This is a genomic window from Bifidobacterium saimiriisciurei, from assembly GCF_010667655.1.
GTDB classification, from domain to species: domain Bacteria; phylum Actinomycetota; class Actinomycetes; order Actinomycetales; family Bifidobacteriaceae; genus Galliscardovia; species Galliscardovia saimiriisciurei.
Window position 1 is genome coordinate 1 of record NZ_WHZU01000024.1, and the last position, 16876, is coordinate 16876.

Consider the following 16876-nt stretch of genomic DNA (forward strand, 5'->3'; position numbering starts at 1 on the left):
TTGCGACGTCGTCCATCGAAACCGCTTCAAGTCAACGGACGACGTCGCAAATCCGAGTTTTAGTGACGTCGTCCATCGAAAATGGGGTGATATCGATGGATTGCGTTGTGATTTGGGATTTTTGCAACGCAATCCATCGAGAACCACGGTTTTGATTTTCAAGAACGTTGGAATCATGCGGTTTTTGAAAACCGGGATATGAAAACGCCATGGACTGGGCTGCATTTTGACGAATATGCAGCCCAATCCATGGCGATGATTCATAGTGACGGGGTTTACGGGGGAGAATTATTCTCCAGCCGAAGTACGTCGAGTCGTCGGCAACGCTGCGGACGACTCGACGGTCTGACGTGTGCGGATCCGGTGCGGGGGCGCTGGTTCGATGCGCGTGTCCTCTAGGCGCACCGAGGGAAGGCGTACGAAGGTACGTCGACCGAGGAGCAACGACGAGGACACTCCATCGAATCAGTGCTGGCCGTAGACGTTCTGGTAGCGGTCGTTGAGCTTGTCGATGTCGGCCTGGTCGATCTCGATGATGTCGCCCAGCTGGCGGGCGGCCCACATCGTGTGCGCGACCTCCTCGGTCATGGCCGCGGCCTTGACGGCGGCCTCGGCGTCCCTGCCGATGGTGAACGGGCCGTGGTTCTGCATGAGCACCGCCGGCGACTTCGGGTACTTGGCCAGGGTCTCGACGACGCCCTTGCCGATCGCCTCGGAGCCGATCAGGCGGAACGGGCCGACCGGCACGGGGCCGCCGAACTCGTCGCCCATCATCGTCAGGCCGCACGGGATGTCCTGGCCCGTGGCCGCCCACGCGGTCGCGTACGTGGAGTGCGTGTGCACCACGCCGTACACGTCGGGCATGTGGCGGTAGATGTAGGCGTGCGAGGCGGTGTCCGAGCTCGGCGCCTCGGAGCCGTCGACCACGTTGCCCTCCAGGTCGGTGACGACCATGGAGTTCGGGGTCAGGTTCTCGTAGCGCACGCCGGACGGCTTGATGACCATCAGGTCCGCGGTGCGCAGGCGCTGGGACACGTTGCCGGCCGTCCACACGACCAGGTTCCACTTGATCAGCTGCTCGTGCAGCGAGGCCACCACCTCGCGCACCTGCTTGACCTCGGCACGCACTTCAGGACCATAATCAGCCAACGTAGCCATAATCAGTTTCCTTTCATGGGTTGTATTTTTCGTAAGTCTGGGATGGGCATATGCCAGCACCCGTAAAGCGCTCCAGGGGGGGCATCAACTGGGGATTCGCGTCGGGAGGCTGGCTCGTGATTGCATGATGCGTGCGGTCTCAAGGCGCGGATGGCGAAGGCGTACAAAGGTACGTCGAGCCATCCGCAACGCTGAGAACGCTCCATCATGCAATCACGCGGCCTTGCTCAGGACGGGCTCCTGCATAATGCCGATCCTGGCGAAGAGGTCGTCGAAGTAGGCCTTGGCCTTCTTCACTTCGGCGATGGGGTCCTCGGCCTTGCTGGTCCACATCTCGACGGTGTAGCTGCCGTTGTAGCCGAGTCGGTGGAAGAGACGGAGCACCGCTTCGAAGTCGACGGTGCCGTCGCCGAACGGCACTTCCTTGAACTGTCCGGGGAAGTCGGCGGTCACGGGCTTGGTGTCCTTGAGGTGCACGGCGACGATGTTGTCGATGTTCGATTCGATTTCGTGGGCCACATCGTTCTCCGGCCAGGCGGTGAGGTTGCCGACGTCGGGGTAGGCCTGCAGGAACGGGCTGTGGATCTGGGTCTTGAGATAGTCGACCTTGCTCAGCGAGTTGAGGAACGGGTCGTCCATGGTTTCGATGGAGAGCATCACCATCTTCTTGGCGGCCATCTCCACGCAGGTCTTGAGGTTTTCGATGAACCATTCGCGGCTGGATTCGGTCTTCGGCTCGTAGTAGACGTCGTAGCCGGCCATCTGGATGTTGCGTACGCCGAGGTCTACGGCCAGGTCGATGGCCTTGTCCATCATCTCGAGAGCCTTGGCGCGGATGGCGGGGTCGGCGGAGCCGAGCGGGAAACGGCGGTGGCCGGAGAGCATGAGGGTGTTGATGCGGCTTCCGGTCTTCCACATGGCGTTGCGGAAGTCGGCGCGTTCCTGCTGCGTCCAGTCGAGGCGGGCGAGACGTTCGTCGCTTTCGTCGACGGAGAATTCGAGGAAGTTGAAGCCGAGATCGTGGACGAGTTCGAAGGTCTCCTCCCAGCTCAGTCCGGTGGGTAATGCCTTTTCGTAGATGCCGACGGCGTTGACGGTCATGATGATTGTCCTTAGGAAAAGTGGATAGGGAAAAGTGTTGGTGTATGGATGGGAATGGGTCTTATGAATATGCGGGAATCGTCGCGGTTGAGAACGTCGATTTGGTGACGGTGTTCGTCGGAGCATGATTCATGTCCGACGAACACCAGGGGATTCGCGGGAATCACAGGGATTCGAGGTCCTTGCCTTTCGTCTCCTGGGCGAACAGGTAGATGACCGCGCCGATGACGAGGCAGACGCCGAAGAACGTGAACGCGGTGGTGATGACACTCAGGCTGATGTTCTGCGAGACCGCGCTGCCGCCGACGAGGACACCCATCAGCGACGGGCCGACGATTTTGGCGATGGCGCCAAGACCGTAGCCAAGGCCGATGCCGGTGGAGCGCACGTCGTTGGAGAACTGTTCGGAGCCGAAGGCGTTGATGATGCCGAACACGCCGTCAGCGAACATCATGATGATGAGCACTTCGACGTAGAATGCCCAGCCGGAACCATGGAACAGGGCTGCGGCGAAGCAGGCGGCGGCGCCGATCATGCCGTAGAGGAACATCGTCCAGCGACGGCCGATGCGGTCGGCGAGCCATGCGGAGCCGAAGCGGCCGATGCAGTCGGCCACGGCGACGCCCATGAACAGGTAGGCGACCATTTCGGTGTCGAATCCGAACCCGTCCTTGAGCAGGGTCTGGCCCCACGACTGGATGGCGAAACTGCCGAGGATGAAGCAGAACGAGCCGAGGGAGACGATGATGAGTGGACGCAGATGATGCGCGAACAGTTCGCCATAGGAGGCCTTCTTCTCCTCCTTGATCTCGGGCAGTTCGCCGACCTCGGCCTCGGGGATGTTCATCGCCCATGCGAGGGAGCGACGAGCCTTGTCCGGCTGGCCGTGCATCAGGTAGAAGCGCGGTGATTCGGGGACGAAGTGAATCCAGACGAGCAGCAGCACGGAGACGAGGCTCAGGGCTACCAGCATGCGCCAGTTGTCGCCGACGATACGCTGGCAGACCGAGCCGAGCAGCAGGCCCATCGGAATGAACACGGAGGCGAGTCCGGCGAGAAGACCTCGCTGCTTGGAGGGCACGAATTCCTGAACGTACGGGATGGATGTGATGTTGAGGCCTCCGACACCCATGCCGACGCCGACGCGGCAGGCCGCATACAGGTACCATGCGCCGTCGGGGATGAGCAGCGTGAGCACGGTGAACACGAGGAAGAAGATCACGCAGCAGCGGAACGAGCCGCGTCGTCCGATGCGGTCGGACATGCGTCCCCACAGAATCGAGCCGGCCACGGTGCCCAGACCGGTGCAGGATGTGATGATGCCCGCCTGCATGCCGGTCAGGTTCCATGCCCCGGTGAGCAGGGAGATGACGAATCCGACCATGAAGATGTCGAAGAATTCGGCGATGTTGCCGATGACGGCGAGCGCGACGAGGCTTTTCTGGTGTCCGGTGAGTGCTCGGGAGTCGATTTGCTCGTATGCGGTGACGGTGGCGTTGGCCATGGGTGCCTCCTGGTTGTGCGGGTGCCGCGGTCAGCGGTCGATGTCGGTGCCGAGCGGGATGTCGAGTTCGCCGGGGCGTACACGGGTCAGGTCGCCCTTGTGGGTGAGGGCCACCTTGGAGGCGTACTGGCCCCACTTGACGCCTTCGCGGATGTTGCCGGATAGGTAGCCGTGGATGGTGGCGGAGACGAAGGAGTCTCCGGCTCCGGGACGGTCGACCACGTTCACTGGGGTGGTGCGGTACGGGTAGAAGCCTTCGCGACCGCGCAGGTAGGGTCCTTCGGTGTGGTTGGTGGAGACGACGTACTTGCATCCGAAGCGGTTCTGCAGTTCGGCGGTGACCTCCTCGGGGGTGCCGGTGATGCCGAACACCTTTTCGGCGTCGGCGATGGAGCAGAACAGCACGGTGGCTTCCTTGGCGATGGGCTCGAGCACCTCGCGGGCCTTCTCGCCGCTCCACAGCTTGCGGCGGAAGTTCACGTCGAGAATCACATCGACGCCGCGGCGCACGGCCTCGTCGGCGGCGTAGCGCACGACCTCGGCGGTGGTGTCGGTCAGGGCGGCGGTGATGCCGGTGAGGAAGATGACCTTGGTGTCGAGGATCTCATCCCAGTCGTAGTCCTCGATGCCGGTGGCGCGGAAGGTGGTCCACTCGCGGTCGTAGATGACGTTGGCGGGCATCGGATATTCGCCGGGCTCCATGAAGTACAGGGCGGTGCGGCCGCCGGGGCGGCGGACCATGGTGTCCATGTGCACGCCGACGGAACGGTATTCGGAAAGGATGTAGTCGCCGAGGTCGCCTTCGGGCAGGGAGCTGGTCCACAGGGTCTCGCGGCCGAGCTGGCTGAGCAGGCCGGCGACGTTGGCTTCGGAGCAGGCGGGGTTCATGTGCACGGAGCGGGTGAACATCAGTCGTTCGCCGCGCTCGACGGTAAAGCGGATCTGGCCTTCGCCGATGGTGGACAGGTCGTACTTGGGGGTCCTGGGTTCGGTATTGGATGCGGTCATGGCGCACTTCCTTGTGACTATAATCGTGTTGGAAATCTTTGGATAAGGGTTTTCGTTTTTTGGGGGTGCTCCAGGCAAGGGGGCACCCCATTTTTGGTTGTTGCGGACCGTATGGGGCCGTGTCCGGCGGCGCCGGTCTCCTTCGTTGGATGCGCGGCCCCTGGTCCAGTCTATTCGGGCCAGACGGCCTTGATGGTGTTCTTCAGTTCGGTGGCCGCGGCCAGCGGGTCCTCCGCCTTGACGATGCCTCGGCCGGAGATGATCACACCGACGGGGGCGCCTTCGAAGAAGGGGATGTCCTTGACGTTCACGCCGCCGGTTACGGTGACGGTGAAGCCCATGGCATGCAGCTCCTTGATGCGCCTGATGTCGTCCTCGCCCCACTTGAGGGTTCCGGCGACCTCGGCGTCACGCGAGCGGTGGACGATGACGTGCTTGGCGCCGAGGTCCTTCCACTTGCGGGCCTTGTCGGCGTCGTAGTCCTCGCCGAGCTCGATCTGCACCTCGCCGCCGAATTCGTCGGCGACCTTGACGACCTGCTCCACGGTGGTCAGCGAGGCGCCGGCCACGACGGACACCCAGTTGGCGCCGGCCTCGAAGCAGTTGCGGGCGATGAGGGCGCCGGCTTCGGCGATGCGCACGTCGGCCAGGATGGTCTTGTTCGGGTACAGGGCGCGGATCTCACGCACGGCCTTGAGACCTTCGGCGATGATGAGGATGGTGCCGCATTCGATCACGTCGATCTGGTCGATGGCCTGGTTGAGGGGGCGCAGGGCGCTCGGCATGTCGGTGGTGTCGAGCGCGATCTGCAGACGCGGCTGGGCGAGCTTCTCGGTTGATTCCGCCATCGTGGATCAGCCCTCCTTCTTGAAGGTGAAGAACTCCTGGGCGTTCTTCATGAGCAGCTTGTCGATGTATTCGCGGTCGAAGCCCTCGTCGACCATGCGCGGGCCGTCGACGGCCGGGTTGTAGTCGACGCCGGAGGTGGCGCCGTAGGCCTTCTGGTAGCCGCGCTTGCCGGAGTCGGTGCCGAGCAGGATGCGGTCGGCGAAGCCGTCCTCGTAGAACGCCTTGAGCTCCATCATGCGGTTGGAGTCGGGCTGGTACTTGATGCGGTTGGTGCCGTCGATCTCGAGGTAGACGCCGAGCTTGAGGATCTGCTCGAGGTAGTAGACGTCGGCGTTGCGCTGGATGTGGCCGATGGCGATCTGGTTGGCCGGAACGCCCAGCTCGAGGAAGCCCTCGGCCTGCTCGAGGCCGCAGGTGCCGTACGTGGTGTGCGTGTTGATCGGGCAGCCGGTCTCGATGGCGGCGATGGCGGCGGCCTCCATGCACTTGCGCTCGAACTTGGTGATCTTGCCGTAGGCGGTGCCGACCTTGATCACACCGGCCTTGTACGGGGTGCGCTCGACGATCGGGCCGGAGTAGTCGTTCTTGTCGATGCCTTCGCGGATGTCGGCGATGACCAGCTCGGCCACCTTGTCGACGCTGTAGCGGTTGATCCAGTGGGACTGGGTCTCGAGGTAGACGTGCTCGCGGTGGAAGCCGGTGGCGGCGATGACCTGCAGGCCGTCGACGGCCTTGGTCACCTCGGCCAGCTTGTTGAGGTCACGGCCGCAGTTGATGGGGCACATGTCGACGACGGTGCCGCCGTTGGGGCTCCACTTCTTGGAGGCCTCGGCGAAGTAGCCGCCCTCTTCGATGGCCTTCTCGACCGAGTCGAGCTGGTGGTCGCCATCGATGTAGACCTCGCCCGCGCCGACGCGGATCAGGTGGTCGTGGCAGTCCACGACGCCGAGGGTGCTGGGATCGACGTCGCCGAAGATAGTGCGTGCGAATGCCATGGTGTACTCCTTTGTTCCGACCCGTCATCCATGACGGGTCTTGGTTGTTCGTCTGGCCTCGGGACCGTTCCCGTGGTCGTTGTCGTTGACGATTCACAATCTATGGCACCGTGACGCGCCAAACCACCACCATCATGAACACATGTTCGCAAGAACGGCTGTTCGTGGGATTATTGGGTTTAGAACAGTTGATTTTTCAACGATTTATAAAAATTGACATTACTTGCGAATCAATGGTTAATCGAGATAACATAAACATATGTTCAACGACGAATCGATTATGGCCACCTCAACATCGCGCGAACACGTCGATCTGATGCTTCGGGTGGCGCGCTCCTACTATCTCGAAGACAAGACCCAGGCGCAGATCGCCAAGGAGATCGGCTATTCGAGGCCGACCGTGTCCCGACTGCTCAAGGAATCCCGCGAGGCCGGCATCGTGCACATCAGCATCGGCCACGCGCTGGAACGTATGCGCACCCTCGAGGAAGGACTCAAGAAAAAATACGGGCTCAAGCACGCCCGCGTGGCCGAGGTGAAGGCCGACGAGGACCCGAAGGTCGTCGTGCCGCGGTATTCGGCCGCATTGTTCACCGAAACCTGCGCGCCCGACTCGCTGATCACCGTCTCCAACGGCAACGCGGTGGCCGCCACCGTACGTGAACTGCCCGTACTCGACTGGCCGAAATCGAACGTCGCCCAGATGATCGGCACCTTGAGCCCCGACAACCCCATGACCGACTCTCCCGACATCTGCCGCATGCTCGCCCAGCGGCTCGGCGGCACGTTCACCACGCTTCCGGTGCCGATGATCCTGTCGAACGCCGAACTCGCCGCCGCCATGCGCAAGGAGCCGCAAATCGCCACGACGCTGGCCCTCGGCGGAGGCGCCGACGTGGCCATCTGCGGCATCGGCGCGGTGACCACCATCCGTTCCGGCCACATCTTCGACGCCTACATCGACCAGCGCAAGGCCGGCGACCTGCTGCGTCACGGCGTGGTCGGCCACATCTGCGGCCATCACATCGACGCGGACGGCAACCATGTGCATACCGAACTGTGCGACCGCACGATATCCATCGACATCGAACGTCTGCGACGCATCCCGCTGGTCATCGCCGTGGCATGGGGTGAGCCGAAGATCCCGGCGATTCGGGCCTGCATGCGCGGCGGCCTCATCTCCGCCCTGGTCACCGACGACTACACCGCCGAACAGCTGTTAACAGATGTTCACTGACCGGCGGGCGTTGCCGTTCCTTCGGTGATACGCTGTTGCCCGTCCGGCCGGTCTATGTCGATCGGCGGGGCAGCGGCCGGCAACCATGCCAGGCAAACGCAAGCAGGCAAACGCAAGCAAAGAAGGCGAACCATGAAGAAACTCGAGATGCTCTACAAGGGCAAGGCCAAGAAGATGTACGCGACCGACGAGCCGGACGTGCTGTGGGTCGAATACATGAACCAGGCCACCGCGTTCAACGGCGAGAAGAAGGAACAGATCGAGGGCAAGGGCAGCCTGAACAACCGCATCACCTCCGTGCTGTTCGACCTGCTGCGCGCTCGCGGCATCGAAAGCCACTTCGTCCGCAGGATCTCCGACACCGAACAGCTGGTGAGGAAGATGGACATGTTCCCGCTCGAGATCATCATGCGCAACACCGCCGCCGGCTCCTTCGCCAAGCGCTACGGCGTCGAGGAGGGCACGCCGCTGAAGAAGCCGATCCTCGAGTTCTGCGTGAAATCCGACGACCTCGGCGACCCGTTCATCAACAACGACGGACTTGTGGCGCTCGGCATCGTCACCGAGGATGAGCTCGCCGAGATCTCCCGCATCGCCTACGCCGTCAACGACGCGCTGACCGACATCTTCTCCAAGATCGACGTGCGGCTCGTCGACTTCAAGATCGAGGAGGGAAGGACCTCCGACGGCGCCATTCTTCTGGCCGACGAGATCACCCCCGACACCTGCCGCTTGTGGGACCTCAAGGACGGCAACGGCGGCAAGGACGACGACGGCGCCATCGAGCACCTCGACAAGGACCTCTTCCGTCGCGGACTCGGCAGCATCATCCCCGCCTACGAGGAGATCTACGCCCGCCTCACCGCTCTGGCCGAGGCCGAGGGCGTGGAGCGCGCCGAGTAGGTTCCTTTGCGTTGATTCGTGCGCAACGGATGGGAATCGTGCGTCGTTTTCGGTTCCTGTTCGTTGTGCATGGTTCGACGAATGGGAACGGTGGGGCTGTTTCGGTTCCCATCCGTTGTGTGCTGGTTGACCGATGGGAATCTAATTTGTTCTCCGGTTCCCATCGGTTTCGTATGGTTCGACGGATGGGAACCGTGTGTTGCGTTCGATTCCTGTTCGTTGCGTATGGGGCGGGGCGGGAACTGTGAATTGACGCAGAGATACGTTACTGTCGGGCGCGATAGGGGATAGGGACGTACGACAATAGGGAATAAATCAATAGAGACCTAGGAAAACCACGGTAGGAGGAATCATGGCTTCCAATGGCAAGCTGGTGTTCATCGACATCGACGGCACACTGGCGGACGACGACCACATCGTCCCCGAATCGGCGAAGAAGGCATGCCGCGAGGCGCAGGCCAACGGGCACCGGCTGTTCATCTGCACCGGTCGCTCGCTGCCCAAGATCGAGCGCAACATCCTCGACCTCGGATTCGACGGCGTGGTCTCCGTGGCCGGGGCGCAGGCGAACCTCGGCGACCGCGTGCTTTTCCAGCATTTCATCCCGCCCGAGGCCATTGATGCGGCGACCGCATACTTCAAACGTCACGACATCGAAAGCTACCAGTGGCAGGGCGCCGACGGCATGTACATCTCGCAGGGCTATCTGCGGCATCTTCAGGCGAAGAAGTCGGCGTGGAACAGCGGCGAGTTCGCCAAATACTGGCATGTGATCGACGACGTGGAGATTCCCGAGGGCTCTACGCTCGGGCATGTGATCCGTGCCAGCAAGGGCTCGTACTTCTCCAAGCCCGACCCGGACGTGAGCTTCGAGGACGTGCAACGCGACCTCTCCCCGTGGTTCACCACCGTGCATGCGTCGTATGACCGCATTTCACCGAACAACGGCGAGCTGCTCATCAACGGCGTGGACAAGGGAACGGCCGTGCGCGACGTGGCCGCGGCCCTCGGATGCGACATCGCCGACACCATCGCCATCGGAGACAGCGACAACGACACCGCCATGCTCAAGATGGCCGGAACGAGCGTGGCCATGGGCAATGCGATCCACGGCATCAAGGATTTCGTTGACATCGTGACCACCGACATCCATGACGACGGCCTCGCCAACGCCTTCGCCGCACTTGGACTGGTGTGATGGCACACGCATCTCAGATGTCGATGCCGTTGGCGAGGGCGGCTTTGAGCCACCGTTCGCTCACGATGGGGATGTTGTAGGCACGTGCCTTGCGGGCCTTGGTGGATTCCGTGTCCACGTCGGCGGCGACCACGAGACGCACCTTTTTGGTGACCGACGGCCAGACCGTGATGCCCATGGCCGCAAGATCGTCCACCCAGTCCGCACGGCGCTGCGACATCGCGCCGGTGAGCACGATGCGGTCGCCTTCGCGCAGGCGGGTCGGAGGAGCGGGCGTGCGCGGATCGACGTCGAAATCGGCATCGGTTCCGCCGCCGGCCTCGACGGCGTTGTCGTAGTCGTCGTTGAACGTTCGTTCGCGTTCGGCCATATGGGAGGGACGAGGCATCCAGCGGGCGATATCACCGTCGATTCGCGGCCATGGCGCCCGTTCGGCGGCGTCTAGACGCGCGGCCCATCCCGGCCAGTCGGGAACCATACGCATGTATTCGTGCAAAAGCAATGCCGTGGCACGGGCGTCGCTCAACGCACTGTGCGCGTCCGGGTTGCCGATGTGGAACCGTCGGCAGCAGTCGGCGAGTGAACGGACGCCGAACAGACGGCTGCCGAGTCTCATTGTGCACAGCATCGTGGAGCCGCTGCCATGAGATGTGATTGCGTCGTCGCGGAGTGCGGGCACATGATCAGAACGGGCGGAGGTGTCGTCATGGACGGGGACGTCATATCCGAGACGGGCGTATTCGCAGCGTAGCACGCGTGAATCGAAGGCGGCGTTGTGCGCCACGAACACGCGGCCGGCCAGGTAGCCGCGCAACTGACGGGCTATGCCGTCGAATTCGGGTGCCTGCCTGAGGTCGGCGGCGCGAATGCGATGCAGGCTCTGCATGCCGAGGTCGCGGCGCACATGGATCAGCGTCTCGTCCTCATGCTCGATGCCGCCGTCGGGGTCGAGCAGCACCACGCCGATTTCGATGGCGCGGTCGCCGCGTTCCGGCACCAGTCCCGTCGTCTCGAAATCCACCACCGCGAATCCTCGGGTGCCTGACGGCTGCGCCGATGACCGTACCGGCGGCTGTGTCGGCGATGGCATGGGGCGGCTCCCTTCTACGGTTCCGGTGGTCGGGCCATACTGATGGTATGACAACGAACGGAACGAATGGAAACCATGGCGGCACGAACGGCGGCGAGGTCCGCAAAAGCGGTTGGGTCGGCGGCGGGGGAAAGACCGGCTGGAACGCGGGATGGAACAATGCCGGCAAGATTCACGGCAAAGGGCGCGGCTTCGTCGCGGGGCGTCGTGGGGGAGTGCCGTTCAAGGCGACGGGGCATAAGGGCGGCATAAGCCGGCAGGGGTGAAGGGCAGGGGCGGAGCGGCGTTCGCTCTGTGATGTTTCCTTCCTCCCCTCAGTCGGCCTTCGGCCGCCAGCTCCCCTCCAGAGGGGAGCCTGTGAAAAGGGTGGTCGGCTTCGGCCGGCGGTTTCCCTCCAGAGGGGAGCCTGTGGAAGTGGTTGGTCGGCGTTTGCCGACGGTGCCTTTCCGAAGGAGAGTTCGCGGAAGCGGTTGGTCGACGTTGCCGGTGGCTCCTCTCCTCGGGGAGGGGTCTGCGGATGGTTGGTCGGCATCATGACGGCACCCCTCCGGGACCTATGGGGAGAGTCCGAGAAGCATACACGCTTGGTTGCGCGACACGCGAGAATATGGTATTCTTTTGACGATTAGCGACGTGTGTCATATAGCGGGCATGCATCAACTGGGGGAACTGCCCGCGAAGGTTGTAACATTGCGGCCGCCGTTCCCTGCCGTATGGAATAACAGCGAACGAGAAGGACTATCCCATCTTGGCTGCCGAAAGCACACAAAACAGTACCACCAAGGTCTACGCTCGCGCCGACGAGCACGACATCAAGCTGCACAAGGCCTCCAACCGCGTGAACTTCGGTTCCATCAAGGAACCCATCGACGTCCCCTACCTGCTGGGCGTCCAGACCGATAGCTTCGACTGGCTCATCGGCAACGAGCGCTGGAAGAAGCGCGTCGAGGAGGACGAGGCCAAGGGCACGAACACCGTTCCCCACACCTCCGGCCTGGAGGAGGTCTTCAGCGAGATCTCCCCGATCGAGAACTTCGCCCAGACCATGAGCCTGACGTTCTCCAACCCCTACTTCGAAGAGCCGCGCCACACCGTGCAGGAGTGCAAGGAGAAGGACTACACCTACTCCGCCCCGCTGTACGTGAACGCCGAGTTCTGCAACAACGACACCGGCGAGATCAAGTCCCAGACCGTGTTCATGGGCGACTTCCCGCTGCAGACCCCGCACGGCACCTTCATCATCGGCGGCACCGAGCGTGTCATCGTCTCTCAGCTCGTGCGCTCCCCGGGCGTGTACTTCGACCGCTCCCGCGACAGGACGAGCGACAAGGAGGTCTTCGGCGCGAAGATCATCCCGAGCCGCGGCGCCTGGCTTGAGTTCGAGATCGACAAGCGCGACGTCCTCGGCGTGCGCGTGGACCGCAAGCGCAAGCAGTCCGCCATCATCTTCCTCGAGGCCATCGGCATGACCGAGCGCGAGATCCACGACTCCTTCCAGGGCTATCCGCTGGTGCTCGACGCCCTCGCCAAGGAGATGGACGCCATCACGCCGAAGGACTCCAACGGCCGTCCGCTGATCGACCAGCGTCCGAACGACGAGGAGATCCAGAACCACGCCCTCACCGAGCTCTACCGCCGCATCCGCCCGGGCGACACCGCCACCCCGGAGGCCGGCCGCAACCTGCTCGACTCCTTCTACTTCAACACCAAGCGCTACGATCTGGCCCGCGTCGGCCGCTACAAGATCAACCGCAAGCTCGGCCTCGAAGGCGATGTGAACGACCGCAGCCTCAAGCTTGACGACATCGTCGCCACGCTGAAGTACCTGGTCACGCTGCACGCCGGCGAGGACAAGTTCCCGGGCAAGCGCAACGGCGAGGACATCGAGCTGCGCGTCGACGTGGACGATATCGACCACTTCGGCAACCGCCGCATCCGCCAGGTCGGCGAGCTGATCCAGAACCAGCTGCGCACCGGTCTGTCCCGCATGGAGCGCGTGGTGCGCGAGCGCATGACCACGCAGGACGCCGAGGCCATCACGCCGCAGTCCCTGCTGAACATCCGCCCCGTGGCCGCGACCATCAAGGAGTTCTTCGGAACTTCCCAGCTCTCGCAGTTCATGGACCAGAACAACCCGCTTGCCGGCATCACCAACAAGCGTCGTCTCTCGGCCCTGGGCCCCGGCGGTCTGTCCCGCGACCGCGCCTCCATGGAGGTGCGAGACGTGCACCCGTCCCACTTCGGACGCATGTGCCCGATCGAGTCCCCTGAAGGCCCGAACATCGGTCTGATCGGCTCCCTCGCGACCTTCGGCCGCGTGAACCCGTTCGGCTTCATCGAGACGCCGTACCGCAAGGTCGTCGACGGCCAGGTGACCAACGACGTCGTGTACATGACGGCCGACCAGGAGAACGACCACATCATCGCCCAGGCCAACCAGGAGCTCGACGACAACGGCCACTTCGTGCACGAGGACGCCCTTGCCCGAGCCAACGAGGAAGAGGCCGTCGATGTGCCGGTGAGCTCCGTCGACTACATGGACGTCTCGCCTCGACAGATGGTCTCCGTCGGCGCCTCGCTGATCCCGTTCCTCGAGCATGACGAGGGCCACCGAGCACTGATGGGCGCCAACATGCAGCGTCAGGCCGTGCCGCTGATCCAGTCCGAGCGCCCGCTGGTCGGCACCGGCGGCGAATGGCGCGCCGCCGTCGACTCCGGCGACGTCGTGCTCGCCGAGAAGGACGGCGTGGTGACCTACTGCTCCGCCGACATGATCCGCGTGATGAACGACGACGGCACCACCAGCTCCTACAAGCTGGCCAAGTTCCAGCGCTCCAACCAGACCACCTGCTACAACCAGGTGCCGCTCATCCACGAGGGCGAGCGTGTGGAGAAGGGCTCCGTGCTGGCCGACGGCCCCGCCACCCAGAAGGGCGAGATGGCACTGGGCAAGAACCTGCTGGTCGCCTTCATGCCGTGGAACGGCTACAACTACGAGGACGCCATCATCATCTCCCAGCGTCTGGTGCAGGACGACACCCTCAGCTCCATCCACATCGAGGAGTACGAGATCGACGCCCGCGAGACCAAGCTGGGTGCCGAGGAGATCACGCGCGACCTGCCGAACGTGAGCGAGGACGCGGTGAGCAACCTCGACGAGCGCGGCATCATCCGCATCGGCGCCGAGGTCGAGGCCGGCGACATCCTCGTCGGCAAGGTCACCCCGAAGGGCGAGACCGAGCTGACCCCGGAGGAGCGTCTGCTTCGCGCCATCTTCGGCGAGAAGTCCCGCGAGGTGCGCGACACCTCCCTGCGCGTGCCCCACGGCGAGACCGGCACGGTCATCGCCGTCAAGGAGATCACCAAGGAGGACGCCGAGGAGGACGGCGACGAGCTGCCCACCGGCGTGAACCACATGATCCGCGTGTACATCGCACAGCACCGCAAGATCACCGTGGGCGACAAGATGGCCGGCCGTCACGGCAACAAGGGCTGCATCTCCCGCATCCTGCCGGAGGAGGACATGCCGTTCCTCGCCGACGGTACGCCGGTCGACATCATGCTCAACCCGCTGGGCGTGCCTTCCCGAATGAACCTCGGCCAGGTGCTCGAGCTGCACCTCGGCTGGATCGCGCATTCCGGCTGGGACATCAACATCGACCCGAACCTCGAGGCCGAGTGGAAGAAGCACATCCCCGAAGGCGCCGAGAAGGCCGAGCCGAACACCCCGGTCGCCACCCCGGTGTTCGACGGCGTGCATCAGGACGCCCTCAGCGGCCTGCTGCGCACCACGCTGCCGAACCGCGACGGCGACAAGCTCGTCGGCGACGACGGCAAGGCCGTGCTGTTCGACGGCCGTACCGGCGAGCCGTTCGGTCGTCCGATCTCCGTGGGCTACATGTACATGCTGAAGCTGCACCACCTGGTCGACGACAAGATCCACGCCCGTTCCACCGGTCCGTACTCGATGATCACGCAGCAGCCGCTGGGCGGTAAGGCCCAGTTCGGTGGCCAGCGCTTCGGCGAGATGGAGGTGTGGGCCCTCGAGGCCTACGGCGCCGCCTACACGCTGCACGAGATGATGACCATCAAGTCCGATGACGTCGACGGCCGCGTGCGCGTCTACGGTGCCATCGTCAAGGGCGACAACCTGCCGCCGGCAGGCATCCCCGAGTCCTTCAAGGTGCTGCTCAAGGAGATGCAGTCCCTGTCGCTGAACGTCGAGGTGCTCAACGCCGAAGGCGTCGCCATCGACATGAAGGAAGAGGACGACGACCCCGTCTCCGCCGCGGACGACCTGGGCTTCAACATCGGCGCCCGCCCCGAGGCCGGCTCCAACGCCCCCGCCGACTCCGAGGAGCCGCAGTACCGCTGACGTCAGGCCGCCACGGCACTGTCTAGCAACGCCCGGCCGGTCGCATGCCGGCCGGGCCCCACCCACGTGAAGCAGTAAATTTTCAACAGACAGGACATAGAGTGCTGGACGTTAATGCATTTGACAAACTGAGGATCGGTCTGGCCACCGCCGAGGACATCCGCAACTGGAGCTACGGCGAGGTCAAGAAGCCCGAGACCATCAACTACCGTACCCTCAAGCCGGAGAAGGACGGTCTGTTCGGCGAGCAGATCTTCGGACCGACCCGCGACTGGGAATGCGCCTGCGGCAAGTACAAGCGCGTGCGCTTCAAGGGCATCGTGTGCGAGCGATGCGGCGTCGAGGTGACCAAGTCCCGCGTGCGTCGTGAGCGCATGGGCCATATCGAGCTGGCCGCCCCCGTGACCCACATCTGGTTCTTCAAGGGCGTGCCGAGCCGTCTTGGCTACCTGCTCGACATCCCGCCGAAGTACCTCGAGAAGGTCATCTACTTCGCCGCCTACATGGTGACGAGCGTGGACGAGGAGCAGCGTCACAAGGACATGCCGGACCTGCAGGACGAATTCGACCTGCGCATCCAGAACCTCGAGAAGGCCCGCGACAACGAGATCCACAAGCGCGCCGTCAAGCTCGAGGAGGACCTCTCCGACCTCGAGTCCACCGGCGAATCCTCCTCCGCCGCCAAGACCAAGCTCAAGAACGGCGCCGAGCGCGACCTCAAGGCCATCCGCAAGCGCTACAACGACGAGATCGCCCGCCACACCGCCGTGTGGGACCGCTTCCAGAGCCTCAAGCCCGGCGACATGGAAGGCGACGTGGACCTGTGGCGTGAGATGGTCGACGACTACGGCGACTACTTCGAAGGCTGCATGGGCGCCGAGGCCATCAAGCAGCGCCTGCACGACTTCGACCTCAAGGCCGAAGCCGAGAACCTGCGCAACGTGATCGCCACGACCAAGCAGGGCCAGCGCAAGGCCCGCGCCCTCAAGCGCCTGAAGGTCATCAACGCCTTCATCTCCACGGGCAACAGCCCCGAGGCCATGGTGCTCGACGTGATTCCGGTCATCCCGCCGGACCTGCGCCCGATGGTGCAGCTCGACGGTGGCCGCTTCGCGACCTCCGACCTCAACGACCTCTACCGTCGTGTGATCAACCGCAACAACCGACTCAAGCGACTGCTCGAGCTCGGCGCCCCGGAGATCATGCTCAACAACGAGAAGCGCATGCTGCAGGAGGCCGTCGACTCCCTGTTCGACAACGGCCGCCGCGGCCGTCCGGTCACCGGCGCCTCCAACCGCCCGCTCAAGTCGCTCTCCGACATGCTCAAGGGCAAGCAGGGCCGCTTCCGTCAGAACCTGCTCGGTAAGCGAGTCGACTACTCCGGCCGTTCCGTGATCGTCGTCGGCCCGTCCCTGCGCATGCACCAGTGCGGCCTGCCGAAGCCGATGGCCCTCGAGC

Annotated in this window: 12 protein-coding genes and 1 pseudogene; 6 read left to right on the plus strand and 7 right to left on the minus strand. The window is 63.6% G+C overall.

What is annotated here, in order from left to right:
• On the plus strand, positions 1-202 hold a 202-nt coding region (locus GFD18_RS11170), incomplete at its 5' end, for a hypothetical protein (protein ID WP_225433079.1).
• A 263-nt stretch (positions 203-465) separates the two neighbouring features.
• Here the strand turns inward: GFD18_RS11170 and GFD18_RS10515 are convergent.
• The 6 genes from GFD18_RS10515 to GFD18_RS10540 form a co-directional block, all read right to left on the minus strand.
• Positions 466-1158 carry an L-ribulose-5-phosphate 4-epimerase gene (locus tag GFD18_RS10515; RefSeq protein ID WP_163200262.1) on the minus strand — a complete coding sequence of 231 codons (693 nt, stop codon included), beginning with the start codon at positions 1156-1158 and terminating at the stop codon, positions 466-468.
• Positions 1159-1371: 213 nt separating this feature from the next.
• Positions 1372-2259: an L-ribulose-5-phosphate 3-epimerase gene (locus tag GFD18_RS10520; RefSeq protein ID WP_163200263.1), complete on the minus strand. Its 888-nt coding sequence runs from the start codon at positions 2257-2259 to the stop codon at positions 1372-1374.
• Positions 2260-2422: 163 nt separating this feature from the next.
• Positions 2423-3763, minus strand: coding sequence for an MFS transporter (locus GFD18_RS10525; RefSeq protein ID WP_163200264.1), 1341 nt, complete (start codon positions 3761-3763; stop codon positions 2423-2425).
• Between the two features lie 30 nt (positions 3764-3793).
• Positions 3794-4771: a sugar kinase gene (locus GFD18_RS10530; RefSeq protein ID WP_163200265.1), complete on the minus strand. Its 978-nt coding sequence runs from the start codon at positions 4769-4771 to the stop codon at positions 3794-3796.
• 170 nt (positions 4772-4941) lie between these two features.
• Complete coding sequence (locus GFD18_RS10535; RefSeq protein ID WP_163200266.1) at positions 4942-5619, minus strand: 3-dehydro-L-gulonate-6-phosphate decarboxylase; 678 nt, start codon at positions 5617-5619, stop codon at positions 4942-4944.
• A 6-nt stretch (positions 5620-5625) separates the two neighbouring features.
• Positions 5626-6615: a phosphotriesterase family protein gene (locus GFD18_RS10540; protein ID WP_100510814.1), complete on the minus strand. Its 990-nt coding sequence runs from the start codon at positions 6613-6615 to the stop codon at positions 5626-5628.
• Between the two features lie 280 nt (positions 6616-6895).
• Between GFD18_RS10540 and GFD18_RS10545 the strand changes: the two genes are divergently transcribed.
• The 3 genes from GFD18_RS10545 (at position 6896) to GFD18_RS10555 (ending at position 9953) form a co-directional block, all read left to right on the plus strand.
• Positions 6896-7852 (plus strand): sugar-binding transcriptional regulator, encoded by a 957-nt coding sequence (locus tag GFD18_RS10545; RefSeq protein ID WP_225433080.1) that lies wholly within the window; start codon positions 6896-6898, stop codon positions 7850-7852.
• 132 nt (positions 7853-7984) lie between these two features.
• On the plus strand, positions 7985-8755 hold the full coding sequence (gene purC, locus GFD18_RS10550; RefSeq protein ID WP_163200268.1) for a phosphoribosylaminoimidazolesuccinocarboxamide synthase: 771 nt from the start codon (positions 7985-7987) through the stop codon (positions 8753-8755).
• 352 nt (positions 8756-9107) lie between these two features.
• Positions 9108-9953 carry an HAD family hydrolase gene (locus tag GFD18_RS10555; protein ID WP_163200269.1) on the plus strand — a complete coding sequence of 282 codons (846 nt, stop codon included), beginning with the start codon at positions 9108-9110 and terminating at the stop codon, positions 9951-9953.
• A gap of 13 nt (positions 9954-9966) precedes the next feature.
• Here the strand turns inward: GFD18_RS10555 and GFD18_RS10560 are convergent, their stop codons facing one another.
• On the minus strand, positions 9967-11043 hold the full coding sequence (locus tag GFD18_RS10560) for an exonuclease domain-containing protein (protein ID WP_163200270.1): 1077 nt from the start codon (positions 11041-11043) through the stop codon (positions 9967-9969).
• 748 nt (positions 11044-11791) lie between these two features.
• On the opposite strand from GFD18_RS10560, the gene rpoB reads away from it, so the two are divergent.
• Both rpoB and GFD18_RS10570 read left to right on the plus strand, forming a co-directional pair.
• Positions 11792-15418 (plus strand): DNA-directed RNA polymerase subunit beta, encoded by a 3627-nt coding sequence (gene rpoB, locus GFD18_RS10565; RefSeq protein ID WP_163200271.1) that lies wholly within the window; start codon positions 11792-11794, stop codon positions 15416-15418.
• 101 nt (positions 15419-15519) lie between these two features.
• Positions 15520-16876 (plus strand): annotated as a pseudogene (locus GFD18_RS10570) (DNA-directed RNA polymerase subunit beta'); the annotation flags it as partial.